The organism is Micromonospora sp. CNZ322 (assembly GCF_007827755.1).
In genome coordinates this window covers 590909-611045 of the sequence record NZ_VITD01000001.1, presented here as the reverse complement: position 1 = coordinate 611045, position 20137 = coordinate 590909, and the positions used below count along the sequence as shown (strand labels likewise).

At 72.9% G+C, this 20137-nt stretch carries 8 protein-coding genes; 6 read left to right on the top strand and 2 right to left on the bottom strand.

Features of this window, described 5'->3' with window-relative positions:
• Window positions 1-35: 35 nt before the first annotated feature.
• From FB453_RS02765 to purE, 3 genes are all read left to right on the top strand, one after another.
• Window positions 36-2072 (top strand): thioredoxin domain-containing protein, encoded by a 2037-nt coding sequence (locus FB453_RS02765; protein ID WP_145787261.1) that lies wholly within the window; start codon window positions 36-38, stop codon window positions 2070-2072.
• A gap of 121 nt (window positions 2073-2193) precedes the next feature.
• Window positions 2194-3369: a 5-(carboxyamino)imidazole ribonucleotide synthase gene (locus tag FB453_RS02760; RefSeq protein ID WP_145787258.1), complete on the top strand. Its 1176-nt coding sequence runs from the start codon at window positions 2194-2196 to the stop codon at window positions 3367-3369.
• Window positions 3370-3401: 32 nt separating this feature from the next.
• The gene (gene purE, locus FB453_RS02755; protein WP_145787256.1) at window positions 3402-3893 is read left to right on the top strand and encodes a 5-(carboxyamino)imidazole ribonucleotide mutase; all 492 of its coding nucleotides are present in this window, start codon (window positions 3402-3404) and stop codon (window positions 3891-3893) included.
• 238 nt (window positions 3894-4131) lie between these two features.
• Here purE and FB453_RS02750 read toward each other — a convergent pair whose 3' ends face one another.
• Window positions 4132-9027: an SCO7613 C-terminal domain-containing membrane protein gene (locus FB453_RS02750; RefSeq protein ID WP_145787254.1), complete on the bottom strand. Its 4896-nt coding sequence runs from the start codon at window positions 9025-9027 to the stop codon at window positions 4132-4134.
• Between the two features lie 151 nt (window positions 9028-9178).
• Complete coding sequence (locus FB453_RS02745; RefSeq protein ID WP_112582447.1) at window positions 9179-10606, bottom strand: UDP-glucose dehydrogenase family protein; 1428 nt, start codon at window positions 10604-10606, stop codon at window positions 9179-9181.
• Window positions 10607-10857: 251 nt separating this feature from the next.
• Here FB453_RS02745 and FB453_RS02740 point away from each other — a divergent pair, with 251 nt between their 5' ends.
• The 3 genes from FB453_RS02740 to FB453_RS02730 form a co-directional block, all read left to right on the top strand.
• A complete protein-coding gene (locus FB453_RS02740; RefSeq protein WP_145787252.1) occupies window positions 10858-12021 on the top strand; it encodes an acyl-CoA dehydrogenase family protein in 1164 nt (387 codons plus the stop codon).
• A gap of 1302 nt (window positions 12022-13323) precedes the next feature.
• Window positions 13324-13548 (top strand): MbtH family NRPS accessory protein, encoded by a 225-nt coding sequence (locus tag FB453_RS02735; protein ID WP_145787250.1) that lies wholly within the window; start codon window positions 13324-13326, stop codon window positions 13546-13548.
• The coding region (locus FB453_RS02730) for a non-ribosomal peptide synthetase (protein ID WP_145787248.1) at window positions 13548-20137 on the top strand (6590 nt) is incomplete at its 3' end. The genes FB453_RS02735 and FB453_RS02730, both read left to right, overlap by 1 nt.

Genomic DNA, 20137 nt, shown 5'->3' with positions numbered 1-20137 from the left:
GCGCGGTCCGCGCCGAGGCTGGCTATGGTCGTCAGGTGAACCGACTTGCCGACGCCACCAGTCCGTACCTGCTTCAGCACAAGGACAACCCGGTCGACTGGTGGCCGTGGTCGGACGAGGCGTTCGCCGAGGCGAAGCGGCGGGACGTTCCGGTGCTCATCTCGGTGGGCTACGCGGCCTGCCACTGGTGCCACGTCATGGCGCACGAGTCGTTCGAGAACGAGCAGGTCGGCGCCCTGATGAACGACAACTTCGTGTCGATCAAGGTGGATCGCGAGGAACGTCCGGACGTGGACGCGGTCTACATGACCGCGACCCAGGCGATGACCGGCCAGGGCGGTTGGCCGATGACCGTCTTCGCCACTCCGGACGGCACTCCGTTCTTCTGCGGCACCTACTTCCCGCGACCCAACTTCATCCAGTTGCTCCAGTCGGTCGCCACCGCCTGGCGTGAGCAGCGCGAGGCGGTGCTGGGCCAGGGCGCCGCCGTGGTCGAGGCGATCGGTGGCGCGCAGGCCGTGGGCGGCCCCACCGCGCCGCTGGACGCCCCGCTGCTCGACGCGGCGGCCGCAAGGCTGGCCAGCGAGTACGACGCCACGAACGGCGGGTTCGGTGGCGCCCCGAAGTTTCCGCCGCACATGAACCTGCTCTTCCTGCTGCGCCACCACCAGCGCACCGGCGACCCGCGCAGCCTGGAGATCACCCGGCACACGGCCGAGGCGATGGCCCGGGGCGGCATCTACGACCAGCTCGCGGGGGGCTTCGCCCGCTATTCGGTGGACGCGCACTGGACGGTGCCGCACTTCGAGAAGATGCTCTACGACAACGCGCTGCTGCTGCGGGTCTACACCCAGCTGTGGCGACTCACCGGCGACCCACTGGCCCGCCGGGTGGCCCGGGACACCGCCCGGTTCCTCGCCGACGAGCTGCACCGGCCGGGGCAGGGGTTCGCGTCCGCACTGGACGCCGACACCGAGGGCGTCGAGGGGCTCACCTACGCCTGGACGCCCGCCCAACTCGTGGAGGCGTTGGGCGAGGAGGACGGCCGGTTCGCCGCCGACCTGTTCACCGTCACGGAGGAGGGCACCTTCGAGCACGGCATGAGCGTGCTCAAGCTCGCCCGGGACGTGGACGATGCCGCCCCCGAGGTGCGCGCCCGCTGGCAGCAGGTGGTCGGGCGGCTGCTCGCCGCCCGGGACACCCGACCCCAGCCGGCCCTCGACGACAAGGTGGTGGCCGCCTGGAATGGTCTGGCGATCACCGCCATCGCCGAGTTCCAGCAGGTCGCCGCCGTGTACGCGTCCCCGCAGGACGAGGACGCCAACCTGATGGACGGCGTCACCATCGTCGCCGACGGGGCTATGCACCAGGCCGCCGAGCACCTCGCCACCGTGCACCTGGTGGACGGCCGGCTGCGCCGGGTCTCCCGGAACGGCAAGGTCGGCGAGCCGGCCGGTGTCCTGGAGGACTACGGCTGTGTTGCCGAGGCCTTCTGCGCGCTGCACCAGCTCACCGGCGAGGGCCGCTGGCTGACCCTGGCTGGCGAGTTGCTGGACACCGCACTCGCGCACTTCGCCGCGCCCGGTGGTGCCTTCTACGACACCGCCGACGACGCGGAGCGGCTCGTCGCCCGGCCGGCCGACCCGACCGACAACGCCACCCCGTCCGGCCGGTCGGCGTTGATCGCCGGGCTGGTGGCGTACTCGGCGCTGACCGGGGAGACGCGCTACCGGGAGGCCGCCGAAGCGGCCCTCGGCACTGTCGCGCCGATCGTCGGCAAGCACCCCCGGTTCACCGGGTACGCGGCCATGGTCGGCGAGGCGTTGCTCTCCGGGCCGTACGAGATCGCAGTGGTCACCGGCGACCCGGCCGGCGACCCCCTGGTGGCCGCCGCCCGCCGGCACGCGCCGCCCGGAGCTGTGGTCGTCGCCGGGCGTCCGGACCAGCCGGGTGTGCCGCTGCTCGCCGGCCGTCCGCTGGTCGGGGGGCAGTCCGCCGCGTACGTCTGCCGGGGTTTCGTCTGCCAGCGGCCGGTCACCTCTGTCGAGGACCTGGTCGCCGAGCTGGGCTGAGCGTACGGCCACGCCCGGTAGTCGCCCGCGTCGTCCGCCGGGTGGTCCCGCCGGCGCTTCCGAGGCGGGTCGCCAGCCCTCCCGGTGGGCCCGTCGGCGGCCCGGATAGGCTGGCCGCGCTATGGATTCCCGTACCGGTCTGCCAGTTGTCGGCATGGTGGGTGGCGGCCAGTTGGCCCGGATGACCCACCAGGCCGCGATCGCCCTCGGCCAGTCACTGCGTGTGCTCGCGACCGCCCCCGACGACGGCGCGGCGCTGGTCGCCGCCGACGTCCAGTACGGCGACCACACCGACCTCGCCGCGCTGCGCACCTTTGCCAAGGGCTGCGACGTCGTCACCTTCGACCACGAGCACGTGCCCTCCGAGCACATCCGCACGCTGGCGGCCGAAGGGGTGCCCCTCTACCCGCCGGCGGACGCGCTGCTGCACGCCCAGGACAAGCAGGTCATGCGGGAACGCCTGACCGAGCTGGGTGCGCCCAATCCGGCCTGGCGGCCGGTCGGGGAGCCCGCCGACCTCGTCGGCTTCGGCGAGCAGGTCGGCTGGCCGGTGGTGCTCAAGGCGGCCCGGGGTGGGTACGACGGCCGGGGCGTCTGGATGGTCGACGACGCCGCCCAGGCCACCGAGTTGGCGACCACGCTGCTCGCCGGCGGCACCCGGCTGATCGTCGAGGAGCGGGTGCCGCTGCGGCGGGAGTTGGCAGTGCAGGTGGCCCGTTCGCCGTTCGGTCAGGTGGCCGCGTACCCGGTGGTCGAGACCGTGCAGCGCGACGGCATCAACGTGGAGGTGCTGGCGCCGGCGCCCGGCCTGGACGAGGGGCTGGCGGTCGCCGCTCAGCAGCTCGCCATCGACCTGGCCACCGCGCTCGGTGTGATCGGCCTGCTGGCCGTGGAGCTGTTCGAGGTGCGCGACGACGCCGGCCGGCCCGCGATCGTGGTCAACGAGCTGGCGATGCGTCCGCACAACTCCGGGCACTGGACCATCGAGGGTGCCCGGACCTCGCAGTTCGAGCAGCACCTGCGGGCCGTGCTGGACTACCCGATGGGTGACACGGCGCTGACCGCCCCGGTGGTGGTGTCGGCGAACGTGCTCGGCGGTGAGCCGGGCGGGATGTCGATCGACGAGCGGTTGCACCACCTCTTCGCCGCCGAGCCGGGTGCCAAGGTGCACCTGTACGGCAAGCAGGTGCGACCTGGCCGCAAGATCGGGCACGTCACGGTGCTCGGTGACGACCTGGACGACCTGCGGGCGCGGGCCGCGCGGGCCGCGCGCTGGCTGCGCGAGGGCCACGAGTGAGTCACGGTTTCGGGAACGAGGAGAGGGCCGCAGTGAGCACGGTTGGCTTGATCATGGGCAGCGACTCGGACTGGCCGACCATGCGGGCCGCGGCCGAGGTGTTGGACGACTTCGGCGTGGCGTACGAGGTCCGGGTGATCTCGGCGCACCGGACTCCGGTCGCGATGATCGAGTACGGGCGCGACGCCGCCGACCGCGGCCTCAAGGTGATCATCGCGGGGGCTGGGGGTGCCGCCGCGTTGCCCGGCATGGTGGCCTCGGTGACGCCGCTGCCGGTGATCGGTGTGCCGGTGCCGCTGAAGCACCTTGACGGCATGGACTCGCTGCTGTCCATCGTGCAGATGCCGGCCGGGATCCCGGTCGCCACCGTGTCGATCGGCAACGCCCGCAACGCCGGCCTGCTCGCCGTACGGATCCTCGGTGCCGCCGACGACGACCTGCGCGCCAAGATGACGACCTACCAGCAGGATCTGGAGAAGCTGGTAGCAACCAAGGAAGCCGCCCTCCACGCCACCCTGCGCTAACCCCCCGCACGCCGCCCCACCCCGCCCGCGATCTTGCACCTTCGGTCGCTGCTGCGCGGCCTTCACCCCCTATGCCGCAACAGAAAGCGCAAGATCGCGCGCGGCAATCGCTTGGGCCCGCGAACCGCGCCCACTCACCGCGCCCACTCACCCACGCCGCAGGGGCCCTCCGATTAGTCTCACGCACGCCGCAGGGGCCCTCCGATTAGTCTCACCCACGCCGCAGGGACCCTCCGTCTTACCTCATGCCGCGCAGGGCGGTCTGTAGGCGTTCCTGGGCGCGGCGGCGGCGTTCGTTGCTCGCGCCGAGCACCAGCAGCAGGATGCCCACCGGGATCAGCGCCAGCCACGGGCCCAGGCTGAACAGGGCGTGGATCGCCGTGATCGCGGTGACCGACGCGCCGACGATCACCGGGGCCTGTTGTTGGCTGGACGAGCCGAAGATCAGTACCGCGACCGCGCCGAGCAGCAGCAGCATCTGCCGCATCGTGCTGGACTCGGTGGCCAGCACGATCGCCAGCGTCGGGACGAAGGCCGCGACCAGCGCCGGCCCGTACGCCACCCAGCTGCTCATGTCGGGTCGGTGGCGCAGCTCCAGGACTCCGACGAGGAGTGCCAACACGGCGAACGGCAGCGTGTACGCCTCGGGCAACGCCACGTCGGCGACTCGCATCAGGATCCACCACGCGGTGATCTCACACACCACCACGGCCCAGAACAGGATCCGGCGTTCCACCGGCCGGCGACCGGGTCGGGTCGCCGCCACCCCGAGGACAGCGCCCCAGGCGGCCAGCAGGGCGGCGATGTGGCGGGGCGAGTCGAAGGCGAGGGCCAACGCGATCAGCGCGGCAGCGTACCCGGTCCACTCCACGGTGGAGGCCTCCCGCTGCGCCTCGGGGCGGCGCAGCCGGGGCAGGGTCGCGGCGAGCACCTGCAGGACCGCGCCGACGGCGAGCACCCCGAACGCGGACCAGACCGCCGCCAGCCCGGCGACCAGGCCGGCGGTGAGCACGAAGAGCTGCGCCATGAGTGATGCGAAGAGCCAGCCGAGGATGCGCGCCCGCTGGGTGGTGCCGAACAGCGCCGCCACCGCGCCCACGCCGACCGCGCTGCCGAGGGTGAACAGGGTCATCTGCCGGTCGGCCAGGCTGCCGGCGAGCCCGGCGCTGCCACCGGCCAGACCGATGGCGAACACCAGCACCCGGGCCAGCCGCAGCGAGCGGGCCCGCTCGACCAGCGGCGGCGGTGGGGTCAGTGCGAGACCGAGCATTGCGATGGTGAAGACGGAGAGCGCGGCGACGGTGCTGGCGGGCCAGCCCTGACCCAGCGCGATGGGCGCGATCAGCAGCGTGACGGCTGCTCCGGGCAGCACCACCGGCACGGCCCGGGACCGCCGCCCACCGCTGAACCCGGTGGCGGCCAGCGCGGCGGTCGCGGTGAGCAGCAACGCCGTCAGCACGTGGGTCGGGTTCACCACGTCCGACGGTGGGGTGAGCAGCTCCGGCGGCGGGCCCTGCCAGATCCGGGTCAGTGTGCGGTGCGGCTCGACCAGGGCGGTGACCAGCGCGGGTGCGATCGAGGCGAGCGCCAGGGCGGTCGGCAGCGCCGCCGCGGCCAACGCACCCGCGGCCGGGTTGACCCGCCAGCGTCGTCGCTCCGGGTCGTCCGGCAACCGCCGTAGGGCGCCGTCCAGTCGTACCGCCCAGCGCCGGACCGGCTGGGCCGCGCCGGTGGGCGGCACGGTGGCCGCGCGGATCAGCTCGGCCAGTACGCCGAGCAGGGCGGCGGCGGCCGCGTAGACGCCGGCGGCGAGGCCGGTGGGGATGGCGGCGAGGGCGCTGATGGTGGCCCCGCCGACCACCGCCACGCTGACCCAGGGCAGATATTGCGGCACCAGCCGGCGGACCGCGGCCACGGCGGCCAGACCGAGGCTGGTCGCGGCCAGCGCGGCGGTCAGCACCACCTGCGCCGAGTGTTCGAACTCGGCGGACAGTGCCGCCACCGCACCGGGGAGGGCCAGCAGGGCGGCACCGATCGCCGCGCCACCGATCTGCGCCAGGTGCGGCGGCATCCCCTCGGTTTCGATGTCGACGACCTGTGGATCGGCGAGGACGCGGGCCAGCGCGGCCACCACCACGCCGATCAGCGCGATGCTGCCCAGCGCCAGGGCCGTGGTCCACGGGCGGACCAGTCCGGCTCCGGCGGCGTGCAGCGCGACAACCCCGGCCACGGTGGCCCGGGACAGCCCGGCGCGCGCCTCCTCCGTGGCCACCGCGGCCATGCCGAACACGGTGGCGACCATTCCGCCGACCAGGACCGGCGACCACCAGGCCAGATCGAATGCGGCCGGCGCGCCGATCGTGGCGAGCACCACCGCCACCCCGGACACGTCCCAGCGCCACGGCGGCGGGAGCAGGATGCCGGCGGCGAGGGCCAGCAGCGCCAGCGCGACCGGCGCCTGCCAGGTGGCACCGCCGACGGGGGCGGCCGGCCAGTCGCTCAGATCGCCCCTCCAGATCGGGCCGGGGGTGGCCAGCACGCCGACCCCACCGCGCACCGCCGACCAGCCGGCGAGGACGCCGATCAGGGCACCGCCGACGGTGAGGCCGAGGATCGGGCCGCGTCGCCACTCCTCCGGCATGCTGCGGGCGCCCACGGCGACCACCAGGAGCAGGGCGGCGGCCACCGCCAGCTGCCCACCCGGGGCGAGCACCGCCCCGATCCGTACCAGCGTGGCGATCAGGGCGGTGGTGACCGCCGCGGCGGCCAGGTCCGAGCCGTCGAGGGTGAGGTCGGCTCGACGGCCGGCGTCGATGGAGGGGGCCAGGAAGAGCAGCACCGCCGCGACCAGCAGGAGCGCGCCCACCCACGCGTCGGCGACGGTCGCGCCGGGCGCCCCGAACGCGGCGGCGGTGACCATCAGCGCGCCCAGCCCGGTGCCGACCGACAGCGGCGCGGGGATGTGGCGCTGGGAGACCTGCACGACGGCGGCGTAGCCCAGGGTCACGCAGACCGCCAGGAAGCTGGCCGCCAGGATCGGGACGGTCACCTCGCGGAGGCTCGCCGGGGTGGGGGTCGGGTCGCTCGGCATGGTCGCGGCCACGAACGCCGCCACTGCCCCGGGCAGCGCGAACGCGGCGCCACCGGCGGCCCAGGCGGTGACCGTGTCGGAGGCGGCGGAGGCGATCCGGATCCGGGGCGCCAGCGTGACCAGCGTGCCGGCCGCAAACAGGGTGATCAGGACCGCGGCGGTGAGGGTGGGGCTGGCCAGGCTGGCACCCGCACCGAACAGGCCGACCACGGCCGCCCCGACGGCGTGCGCCACCGCGGCTCGGTCGGTGCGGGCGGAGAGCCCGATGACCCCGATGCCGATCGCGGTGATCACCATTGGCCAGGGTGCCGTCGCCCAGCCGAGACCGAACGAGGCAGGGACGGCGAGCGCGGTCAGCGCCGCGCCGGCGACCGCGAACTCCCGGCGGATCTCGGTGGGCAGGGCCAGCACCGCCGCGATGGTCAGCAGGAACGCGGCACCCGCGAGCTGCCAGGTGGTCGGCCCGACGGCGGCGGCCAACTCGCCCGGGTACCGGCTGAGGTCGGGGTTCCAGGCGGGCAGTGCCGCCCGGACCGGTGCCACCCCGGCGCGTAGCGCGCCGCCGGCGACCACCAGACCACTGACTGTCAGCGCCACCGCGGAGGCCAACTGTGGGCCACGCCGGGCCGCCTCCGGGACCGCGCGCACCGCCAGCCCGGTCACCGTGATGACCGCCGCGATCAGCAGCAGCGCCCGGCCGGGGAGTGCCACCGAGGCGATTCGGCTGAGCGAGCCGATCACCGCCAGGGTGACGATGCCGGCCGCGACGTCCGGCAGCGGTGGGCGACGCAGCACCAACGCGCCGGCCAGCCCGATCATGGCGGCCAGCAGCAGCACCACCCCGGCGCCGGTCGCCGTCGGCACGGTCTGTGCCCGCAGCAGGGCGGTGACCGCGTACGCCAGCGAGACGGCGACCGCCAGGGCGTGCAGCAACCAGGTCAGCTCACGCAGGCCGGGCACCGGCCGGGTCGGCCGCGGGTCAGTGGCGCCCCCGCTGGCGTCGATCAGCTCGGCGGCCTCCTCCGGGTCGCCCTCCGGTCGGCTCTCGGCGTCGCGTTGGCGGGGCGCGGACGGCATGCCGGGCGACGGCAGGTCCTGCCGGACGGGGCGTTCGACGGTCACGCCGGAGCGGGCCAGGCCGAGATTGACGAGGGCGACCAGGGCCAGCACCAGCGCCCAGCCGCCCGGGCCGGTGATCTGGTCGTACGCCAGCAGAGGCAGCACCGGCTGCGCGGCGAGCACTGTGGCGAAGCGGGGCGCGCGCAGACCGGTCCAACCGGCGTACCCGAATGCGACCGCGGCGGTGACCGCGAAGATCACCCCGGCGAAGACCGTGCCGGAGCCGCCGCCAGCGCCGATCCGGTCCACCGCCCAGAGGGCGTTGCCGGCGAGCGGCACCAGCAGCAGGCCGACCGCGGCGATGGTCTCGGCGGTCGAGGTGAGCCCGCGCCGGGCCAGTGCCGGTGGGGCGAGCAGCATCAGCACGGTGGCCAGGAGCAGGATGCCGAGTCGGGCCAGCGCGTCCATCGAGCTGGTGGCCACCGCGGCGAAGACCACCGCAGCCACGCCGAGCAGCAGCGCGCCCAGCCCGAGCGGGATGTTCTGCACCTCGCGCGAGGACGCCTCCGGCGGGTGCTCCGGGTCGTCCGCGTCCAGCCAGGCGGCCCGGGGCGGGGGCGGCGGCGGATCCTCCGGGGCGGACGGAGTGCCCTGGCGGGGCACCCGGGGCGGCGTTCCCATGGTGGCCGTCGGGGGCCGCCGGCCGGGGCGGCGGCGCAGCACCCGGCGCGGCCGGGTGGCCTGCTTGATCCGCTCCTCGCCGGCGTGGGCGAGGATGTCCCGCTGGAAGAGCGCGGCCTGCATCTTGGCGGCGATCTGCCGCTGCTCGCGGGCGATGGCGGCGTCGCGCGCCTTCATCTCCGCGATTGAACGCTCAATGTCGGCCAGGTGCTCGACCCACTGTGGTTGATCTGCCCCACAGTGCGGGCATCGGACGGCCGGCTTGATCTCCCGGCCGCACGAGGAGCATTGAAAGGTCGCCACGACACCCCTCCACCCGCACTGTGGACTCCCACTGTCGCAGCATGCCCAAAGCTGGCGCGGATTTCGACTCTTGTCGGCGGGTCCGGGGCAAACAACGACACCGGCCGGCCACCGAGATGCTCGATGGCCGGCCGGTGGTGCGTCGGTTGGGTCAGGGGCGGCCCATGCCCCGGTACTCCCAGCCGGCCTGGGCCCACAGCGCCGGGTCGAGGCAGTTGCGGCCGTCGACGACCTTGCGACCCTTGACCAACTCGCCGAGGGCGACCGGATCGGCGTTGCGGAAGTCGGCCCACTCGGTGAGGACGCAGACCAGGTCGGCGTCGTTGACCGCCTCGTTGATGCTGCTCTCGTAGGTCAACTCGGGAACCGCGCGGCGGGCGTTCTCGGTGCCCTGCGGGTCGTACACGTGCACGTCGGCGCCGGCCTTGTGCAGCAGCGCGGCGACGGCGAGCGCCGGGGCGTCGCGGACGTCGTCGGTGTTGGGCTTGAAGGTGGCACCGAGCACGGCGATCCGGGTGCCGGAGAAGTCCGGGCCGGCCGGGCCGGAGCGGCGGCCGAGCAGGTCCGCGGCGAGCTGGAGCACCCGGGTACGCCGGCGCAGGTTGATCAGGTCGACCTCGTGAAGGAAGCGCAGCGCCTCGCCGGCGCCCAGCTCCTGGGCGCGGGCCTGGAAGGCCCGGATGTCCTTGGGCAGGCAGGCGCCTCCGAAGCCGAGGCCGGCCTGGAGGAACCGGTTGCCGATCCGCGGGTCGTAGCCGATCGCGCGGGCCAGCTGGGTGACGTCGCCACCGGAGGCCTCGCAGACCTCGGCCATCGCGTTGATGAAGGAGATCTTGGTGGCCAGGAAGGCGTTCGCGGCTACCTTGACCAGCTCGGCGGTGGAGAAGTCGGTGACCACCAGGGGCACCTCGCGGTCCTCCGTGGCGGCCAGGTCGAACACGCCCTTGTGCGCGGCGTAGAGCATGCCGTTGGCCCACTCGCTCTTGACGCCGACCACGATCCGGTTGGGCCGCAGGACGTCGTCGACGGCGAAGCCCTCCTGGAGGAACTCGGGGCTCCACGCCACCTCGACGTCCAGGTCGTTCGGGGTGTGCTTCCCGACGAGCTGCTCGACCCACTCGGCGGTGCCGACCGGCACGGTGGACTTGCCGACGATCAACGCCTTGCGGGTCAGGTGCTGAGCGAGGCTGGTGACCGACGCCTCGACGTACGACAGGTCGGCGCCCATGCCGTCGGCCCGCTGCGGGGTGCCGACGCAGATGAAGTGCACGTCACCGAACTCGGCGGTCTCGGCGATGTCAGTGCTGAACCGGAGGCGGCCGGCGGCGAGGTTGCGCCGGAGCAGCTCGTCCAGGCCGGGCTCATGGATCGGCACCTGACCGGCGTTCAGCATCGCGATCTTGTCGGCGTCGACGTCGAACCCGAGAACCTCGTAGCCCAGCTCGGCGTAGCAGATGGCGTACGTCGCACCGAGGTAACCAGTCCCTAGGAACGTCACCCGCGGCCGGGGTGCGCCCGAGGGCGGGGTCACCGCGGCGATGGCGGGGGTCGGCTGGATGGTGGGGTAGGGGATCGTCACGCCTGTCTTCTCCGCTCGCGCTGGCGTCGCGTCGTCGCGTCGCATTCTGCTGCGGCGCCTGGGCGGGGCACCGGAGGGTGGCTCACTGTTCCAATTCTCCATCATCGCTGAGCGCGTTAGGTGCACCGTCCTGCCCATACCTACGCGCCGGTAACATCACCTGAACTGCAGTCGCTAGTCTTCAGTCTGCGCGGTCGGCGGTCAGGAGTCGTCACAGACTGCGCATGATAGTGGTGAAGGGGAGGGCCGAGATGGCCGCAGGGGAGTCGTTCGACGTCTACCGGTTGCCTGAGGAGCACCAGGCGATCCGGGAAGCCGTGCGGGAGGTCTGCGCCGCGAAGGTGGCTCCGCACGCCGCGGAGGCCGACGAGACGGGGGAGTTCCCCAAGGCGTCCTACGACGCGCTGCGAGCGGCCGACTTCCACGCACCGCACATACCCGAGGAGTACGGCGGCGCGGGCGCGGACGCGCTGGCCACCGCCATCGTGATCGAGGAGGTGGCCCGCGCCTGCGCGTCCTCCTCGCTGATCCCGGCGGTGAACAAACTCGGCACCATGCCGCTGTTGTTGTCCGGTTCCGCCGACCTCAAGACTCGTTACCTGACGCCGGTCGCGGCCGGTGACGCGATGTTCTCGTACTGCCTCTCCGAACCGGAGGCGGGCAGTGACGCGGCCTCGATGACCACCAGGGCGGTACGTGACGGGGATCACTGGGTGCTCAACGGTGTGAAGCGCTGGATCACCAACGCCGGGCTGTCCGAGTTCTACACCGTCTTCGCCGTCACCGACCCGTCCGCCCGGTCCCGGGGCATCTCGGCCTTCGTGGTCGAGAAGTCCGATGCCGGGGTGAGCTTCGGCGCGCCGGAGAAGAAACTCGGCATCAAGGGCTCGCCCACCCGCGAGGTCTACCTCGACAACGTGCGGATCCCGGCCGACCGGATGATCGGCGCGGAGGGCACCGGCTTCGCGACCGCGATGAAGACCCTGGACCACACCCGGGTCACCATCGCCGCGCAGGCCGTCGGGATCGCGCAGGGCGCGCTCGACTACGCCAAGGGGTACGTGGCCGAGCGTCGCCAGTTCGGCAAGGCCGTCGCCGAGTTCCAGGGGATCCAGTTCATGCTGGCCGACATGGGCATGAAGCTCGAGGCGGCCCGGCAGCTCACGTACGCGGCTGCCGGCAAGTCGGAGCGTGGCGACGCAGATCTCACCTACTTCGGCGCGGCGGCGAAGTGCTTCGCCTCCGACGCCGCCATGGAGATCACCACCGACGCGGTGCAGTTGCTCGGTGGTTACGGCTACACGCGGGACTACCCGGTCGAGCGGATGATGCGGGACGCCAAGATCACTCAGATCTACGAGGGCACCAACCAGGTGCAGCGGATCGTGATGGCTCGGCAGCTATTGCAGGGCTGACCGAGGTGTTTTCCGAACCCCGTGGCACGAGCGTCCGGTGCCGGCAATCGCCGGTGCCGGCGCACGGCATCCCGGCGCTCGGGTAAAGGCGGGGACGCGACGGACCGGGCCTGATTCGGCGCGTACGTACACTGGTCTTCGTCGATGGCCCCGGCGCACGCGTCCGCCCGAATTCTGGCGTCGATGGCCTGCTGGGTGCCCGGCGTGCGGGTGCCTCCGGGTACGCCGGGCGCCTACCCCCCCGCCGCGCACGCGTGGTGGCGGGCCCGTGCGGCGACGAGGTCCCGCGCTCGACGCGACGTCTCGGCCTGACCGGATCCGGCAATCGGACGCAATCGTCGGGCGGCCCACGCGTCGGCTTGTCGGCCCGGATGGTCGACGGCTTCGCGGGAGCTGCGATCCGGCGACGGTGGCGCTCTCTGTCGTGCCTCGCATTGGGCACGTTAACAACCATTACATTGACTGTCGTTCAACCAATCGGATGCTCGGCCAATGGATGATCGGTCGTTCTTTCCGACTGTCGTGTGAAACTCGTCTCCGTGTCGGATTCTGACCACGAGTTCCGCGATAAAGGATTCTCCCCGTCCGGGCAAGTCATTTTTCCGACGCGCCGCGTCCAACCTGGACGGTGGCGTCGTCGTTGATCGGTCTGCACGCCGCACGGAGTAGGCGGCAATGCCCCTGTCCTGCGCAGATGCGTTGCCGGCAACGCATTTCGGGCCGATTCCGGTCGTCTCGCCCGACCGCCCGCAGCCCCGCCGACGGAGCGCCGGCGGGCCTGGCGGCGTGCCCGGTCGACCAACCACCTGCGGAGTATTTGTCATAAATACGTCCCGGTTGGCATGGTGGACTTCAGCGGCAGGCAAGGGTCTTGACACGCTCCGTGTCTGATGGTTTTCTGTGCCTCGCTTGCGTTTACATTCATGAACGCTGTTGGGTCGCAAACTTCGGGGGGGAGCGCGACGTGGGTTCAGCATGGCTTGCCAGAATCTGCTTGACATCGACCGGGTTGCGTCCGCAAAGGGCCCTCGGCTTCGGGTCGGATAGCCGATTAACGTGCAGGTGGCCGGCCGTGGCCGTGGTGGAATCCGACAGCGAGACACGCGGCGGTGAAACCCCGCACGTCCTCTGAGTGACGCATAGCAAAAGTCTCCGCAAACGACAGTTGACGACGCCCGACCTGGGGACGCGCGTCCCGACTTCGACGCTGGCAGGTCTGACCGCCGTGGTCCCTGCCTGGCCGCCGTGCCGGTTCAGCGCTTCCCCGTCGGGTCCTGGGACCAGGCGCAGAGTGAGGAAGACGTGAACATTCTCGACAACCCCGACGGACGCTTCTTCGTAGTGGTGAACGACGAGGGGCAGCACTCGCTGTGGCCCGAGTCGCTCAGCCTGCCGGCCGGGTGGACGGTGACCCACGGGCCCGCCGACCGCGCCTCCTGCCTGGACCACGTCACCACCGAGTGGACGGACATGCGGCCGCGCAGCCTCGTGACGCACCTGGAGAGCGCCGCTCGGGAGGTGGCCTGATGACCACCGACGCGAGTGCCAGCCGCCCCGCGCCGCACGGCGCGGGGCTCTCGCCCGGCCGGTCACGCCTCGACTCGATGTCGCCCTCGAAGCGGGCCCTGTTCGAGAAGCGTCTCGGCGGCCGGCGCCCCCGGCCGGCCGAGGCGCTCGCCCGGGTGCCGCGCGGTGGCGACCTGCCCGTCTCCCCCGCACAGCGCCGGCTGTGGTTCATGGACCAGCTCGTCCCCGGCTCGGCGATGTTCAACGTGCCGACCGCCCTACGCCTGACCGGCGCACTCCGGCTCGACGTGATGACCGACGCGGTGCGCGCCCTCCTCGACAGGCACGAGGCGCTGCGGACCGTGTTCGCGGCGAACGAGGGCGACCCGGTGCAGCGCATCCTGCCCGACATCGAGGTGGACCTCACCCCGCGCCCACTGCCCGTCAACGACGCGGCGGTGCTGGCCGCCGTACGCGACGAGGCGAGTCGTCCGTTCTCCCTCTCCGACGGGCCACTGGCTCGCGCCGCGCTGTTCCGGCAGACCCCCACCGCGCACGTGCTGGTGCTGACCCTGCACCACAGCATCTGCGACGGTTGGTCGGTCAGCCTGCTCATCGATGAGCTGCTGGAGCTGTACCGCGCCGGAGCACAGGACCTGGCTCCCACGCTCGCGCCCCTCACCGTGCAGTACGCGGACTACGCCGCCTGGGAGAGTCGTCCCGACCGGGCCGCCGAGCTGGCCGAGGGCCTCGACTACTGGAAGCGCGCGCTGGCGGGCGCGGTACCCGTCATCGACCTGCCGTTGGACCGTCCCCGCCCGCCCGTGCAGTCCTTCCGGGGCGAGCGGCACCGCTTCGCCCTGCCCGACGGCCTGTGGCAGGCGGTGACCCGCCTGGCCCAGGATGAGCGGGCCACCCCGTTCATGGTGCTGCTCGCCGGGTTCGCCGCGCTGATGTCGCGGTACGCGGCCCAGGACGAGGTCTCGGTGGTGACCCCGGTGGCGAACCGCCCCCGGGTCGAGCTGGAGACGATGGTCGGCTCCTTCGTCAACTCGATCGTCGTACGGGTCGACACCTCCGGCGCGCCCACCTTCCGGGCCCTGGTGGGACGGGTCCGCGATCTCGTGCAGCAGGGCATGGCGCACGGCGAGGTGCCCTTCGACACTGTGGTGGAGGCGGTCGACCCGGAGCGCGACCTCGGCCACACGCCCCTCGCGCAGGTGATGTTCGCCCTCGTCGAGGACCAGGCGTTGGAGGCAGAGGCGGCGGGGTTGCGGGTCACGGCCGTCGAACACCACCTGCCGATCAGCAAGCACGACCTGACGGTCGAGGTGTGGCCGGACGCCGACGGCCGGCTGCGGGGGGTGGCCGAGTACGCGACCGACATCCTCGACGAGCGCACCGTGGCGCGGATGGCCGCTCACCTCGGCGTTCTGCTGGTCGGTCTGACCGCCGCGCCGGACGCCCCGGTCGGGTTGGCCCGCCTCCTGTCCGATGAGGAGACCCGGGCGGCGGTCGTGGACGGCAACCGCACCGAGGACCCGCTCCTCGGTGACGTGCGCGCGCACGAGCTGTTCGCTCGGCAGGCCGCCCGTACCCCTGACGCGCCCGCGCTCCTGGTCGGCGACCTGACTGTCACGTTCGGAGAGCTGGACCGCCGGGCCGACGCCCTCGCCGCCCGGCTGCGCCGGCACGGGGTGGGACCGGAGACCCGCGTCGGCCTCTTCCTGGACCGTGGTGTCGACCTCGTCACGGCCCTGCTGGCCACCCTCCGGGCCGGCGGCGCGTACGTGCCGCTGGACGTGGGCGAGCCCGCCGAGCGGGTGCGGTTCATGCTCACCGACGCCGAGGTGCGGGTGGTCGTCACCAGCGCGGGCCGGGTCGCGGACCTACCGGACACCGACGTGTCGGTGCTGCTGCCCGACGGCGACGAGGACGCCACCACCGACCTGCCGCCGCTGCCGCGACCGCACCCGGACAGCGCCTGCTACGTCATCTACACCTCGGGCTCGACGGGGCGACCGAAGGGTGTGGTGGTCACCCACCGCGGCCTGACCAACTACCTGGCGTGGAGCCTGCGGGCGTACCGGGTGGCCGAGGGCGGGGGCGCGCCACTGGTCTCGCCGTTGCGGTTCGACCTGTCGGTGACGACGCTGTTCTGTCCGCTGCTGGCCGGGCGTCCGGTGGTGCTCGTCGCCGACGGCACCGAGCTGGAGACCCTCACCGAACTGCTCGGCAGCGACCTGGACCTCGGGCTGGTCAAGCTCACCCCGGCCCACCTGGAGGCGCTGGACCGGGCCGTTCCGAGCCGGACCATCGCTGCGGACGGCTATCTGATCGTCGGTGGCGAGTCGCTGCACGGCGCCACCGCCGCCGCCTGGCGACGCCGGGCTCCGGGCCTGCGCATCGTCAACGAGTATGGGCCCACCGAGACCGTCGTCGGCTGCTGCGTGCACGAGGTGCACGACGGCACCGACCTGTCCGGTGTGGTGCCGATCGGTCGTCCGATCGCCAACACGCGGCTCTACGTGCTGGACGGCAACCTGCTGCCGGTGCCGCCCGGCACGGTCGGTGAGCTGTATGTGGCGGGTGCTGGTGTGGCCCGTGGCTACCACGGTCGGCCGGACCTGACCGCCGGGCGCTTCCTGCCCGACCCCTTCGCCCCGACGCCGGGGGAGCGCATGTACCGCACCGGCGACCTCGTCCGGGTGCGACCCGACGGCGAGCTCGACTGCCTGGGCCGGATCGACACCCAGGTGAAGATCCGGGGGTACCGGGTCGAGTTGGCGGAGATCGAGGCCACCCTGACCCGGCTGCCACAGGTCCGCGAGGCGGTCGTCCTGCTGCGAACCGACCGGCCTGGTGAGGAGCGGTTGGTCGCGTACGTCACAGCGGCCGGGGACTCCGTGGCCTACGACCCGCGTGACGCGCTGCGCGCGGAACTGCCGGACTACATGGTGCCGGAGGTCGTCGTCACGCTCGACGCGCTGCCGTTGGCCGCCAACGGCAAGGTGGACCGGGCGGCCCTGCCCGCACCCACGGCGGCCGAGCCGGCGCCCACCCTTGCCGCTCCGGAGAGCCGGCTGGAGGAGGCCATCGCCGAGGTCTGGGCAGACGTGCTGGGGCGGCCGGTCGAGTCGATCGGGCGGGACGCGAACTTCCTCGACCTGGGTGGGCACTCCCTGCTCGCGGTCCGGGCCATGGCCCGGCTGCGCAAGAAGCTCGACATCGAGCTGCCGCTGGCGGTGTTCCTGGAGTCCACCTCGCTGGCCGACCTGGGGGCCCGGATCGAGGCGCTCGGCGGGCGGGCCCCCCGGCCCGGTCTCGTCGCCGTCCCGAGGACCGGCCCGGTGCCGTTGTCGCACGCGCAAGGACGCCTGTACTTCCTCAACCGGCTCGCCGAGGACAGCGCGTTCTACAACGTGCCCCTCGCGCTGCGCTTCGACGGTGACCTGCGCGCGGACGCGCTGCGGGTGGCCTTCGGCGCGCTGTGGGCCCGGCACGAGGGGCTGCGCACCCGGTTCCCGTCCGTGGACGGCGAACCGGTACAGGAGTTCTTGCCCGTCGACGCCGTGGCGTACGCCGAGGTGGACGTGCGGGGCGACGCCGACCCGGAGGGTCGGCTGGCCGCCCTCTTCGACGCCGAGGGGCGCACTCCGTTCGACCTGGCCGCCGGGCCGCTGCTGCGCGGCACCCTGGTGCGGGTACGCCCCGACTCGCACGTGCTGCTGCTGACGCTGCACCACACCGTCTCCGACGGCTGGTCCCTGAACATCGTGTTGAACGACCTGGTGACGCTCTACCGGGAGATCGCCCAGGGGCAGCCGTCGTCGTTGCCCGAGCTGACACACACCTATGTGGACTACACGTTCTGGCAGCGGTCCTGGCTGACCGGTGCCGAGCTGGACGACCAGCTCGACTGGTGGAAGCGGCAGCTCGACGGCGTACCCACGCTGGACCTGCCGACCGATCGGCCGCGACCGGCGGTGCAGACCTTCCGCGGAGCGCGCCACGACATCAGCTGGTCGGCCGAGCGATCCCGGGCGGTGGCCGACCTGGCCCGGCGGGAGAAGGTCTCCCTGTTCATGGCGTTGCTGGCCGGCTTCGACGTGCTCATGGCCCAGCTCAGTGGTCAACGGGACATCACCGTCGGTACGCCCGTCGCCAACCGCACCAGCACCGAGTTGGAGAAGCTCGTCGGGTTCTTCGCCAACACCCTGGCGCTGCGGGTCGACCTCTCCGGCGACCCCACCTTCCGCGAGGTGCTGCGGCGGGTCCGCAGCACGGCGCACGGCGCGTACGCCCACCAGGACGTCCCCTTCGAGATGGTCGTCGACGCGGTGGCGCCCACCCGCAGCCTCAGCCACTCACCGCTGTTCCAGGTGCGCTTCGCGTTGCAGAACGCCCCGGGCGGCCTGCCCGACCCGGGCCCCGGCCTCACCCTCACGTCGATCGACAACGAGCAGTGCACCGCCCGCTTCGACCTGCTGATCGACCTGTGGGAGAACGGGGACGGCATCGAGGGACACGCCGAGTACAGCACCGACCTGTTCGACGCGGGCACCGTCGAGGCGATGATGAGCCGCCTCGGGGTGCTGATGGACCGGTTGGTCGGGGACCCCGACCAGCGCGTCTTCGACGTGGATCCCCTCCTGCCGGGCGAGCGGGAGCGTCTCGACGCGCTCGCGCACGGTCCGGCGCTGCCGGTTGGCGCCGCGTACCGCACGCTCACCGCCCGGGTGGGCGAGCAGGCGCGACGCCGACCCGACGCTCCGGCGGTCACCAGCGGCGAGACGACCCTCTCCTACGGCGACCTGCACCGCCGCAGCGGTGACCTGGCCCGGGTGCTCGCCGAACACGGCGCGGGCCCGGGAACGACGATCGCCCTGCACCTCGACCGGGGCGTCGACGTCGTCGTGGCGGCGTTGGCGGTCCTGGAGACGGGTGCCGCGTACGTGCCGCTGGACCCCGCGTACCCCGCGCAGCGGTTGGCCGCGATCGTGGCGGACGCCCGGCCGACGATGACGCTCACCACGCGCGACCTGGCGGGTCGTACGCCCCAGGGCGCGGGCGAGGTGGTGACGATCGAGGACCTGCCGGCCCCGGTGGGCCCCCGGCCGACACCGGCGCTGCGACCGGAGCACCCGGCCTACGTGGTCTACACCTCCGGCACCAAGGGGCTCCCCAAGGGTGTGGTGGTGACCCACGGCGGGCTGTCCGCGTACCTGGAGGGGCTGCCGGCCGCGCTGGCCCTGCCCGACGAGCCGGTGTTCCTGCACACCGCGTCGTTCGCGTTCTCGTCGTCGGTGCGGCAGTTCGCCGTTCCGCTGACGCTGGGCGGCCACGTGGTCGTCGCCGGGCGCGCGCACCTGGCCGACCCGTTGGCGCTGCTCACCTTCGTCACCGCGCACGGCGTGCAGGTGCTGGACCTGGTGCCGTCGTACCTGCGGGTCCTGCTGCCGGCGCTCACCTCGCCCGGCGGGTGGCGGCCACGGGTGGTGCTCACCGCCAGCGAGCCGCTGCGCTACGAACTTCCCGAGGCCATCCGCAATGCGCCGGGGACCGCGCCCCGGCTGGTCAACATGTACGGCCAGACCGAGACGACGGGCATCGTCGCCGTGGCGGAGGTCCGCATCGACCGGGCGGGCCGCGAGGCGGTGGTGCCGCTCGGTCGGCCGATCCCGGGCGCACGGCTGTACGTACTCGACGAGAGGCTGCGGCCGGTGCCGACCGGCCTGCCCGGCGAGATCGTCGTCGGTGGTGCGGGCCTGGCCCGCGGCTACCTGGGGGACGCCGCGTTGACCGCCGAGCGGTTCGTGCCCGATCCGCTGGGCGCGCCGGGCGACCGGCTCTACCGCACCGGTGACCGGGGGCGGCTGCTGCCGGACGGCACCGTGGAGTTCCTGGGCCGGATCGGCGACCAGGTCAAGATCCGGGGTCACCGGGTCGAGCCGGACGAGGTCGCCTCGGCGCTGTCCGCCCTGAACGGCGTGGGCGAGTGCGTGGTGCTCTGCGACGACGACGGGGCGGACGACCGGCGGTTGGTGGCCCACGTGGCGCTGCGGCCGGGTGCCGCGCTCTCCACCGACGACCTGCGCGCGGCGCTGCGGGAGCGGCTGCCGGATTACATGGTGCCGACGGTGGCGCTCGTCGACCGCCTGCCCCGGCTGCCCAACGGGAAGGTCGACCGGGCCGCGTTGACGGCACCGAACCCCACCGTGGCTCCGGCCACCGCCGCTGCCACCGCCACCGAAGAGGCCCGGCGTGGACCGGTGGAGGGAATCCTGACCGGGATCTGGCGGGAGGTGCTGCGGGTGCCGTCGGTGGGTCCGGAGGACAACTTCTTCGCCCTGGGTGGGGACTCGCTGCACGTGATCCGGGTGGTGGACCGGGCCCGTAAGGCGGGTGTGGTGATCACGCCCGCGCAGTTCATCGCGTACCCGACCATCGCCGCGCTCGCCTCGGTCGCGACTGACGCGCAGACGCCGGCCGACAAGGCGCGGGAGGTCCTGGCCGGGATCTGGCGGGAGGTGCTGCGGGTGCCGTCGGTGGGTCCGGAGGACAACTTCTTCGCCCTGGGTGGGGACTCGCTGCACGTGATCCGGGTGGT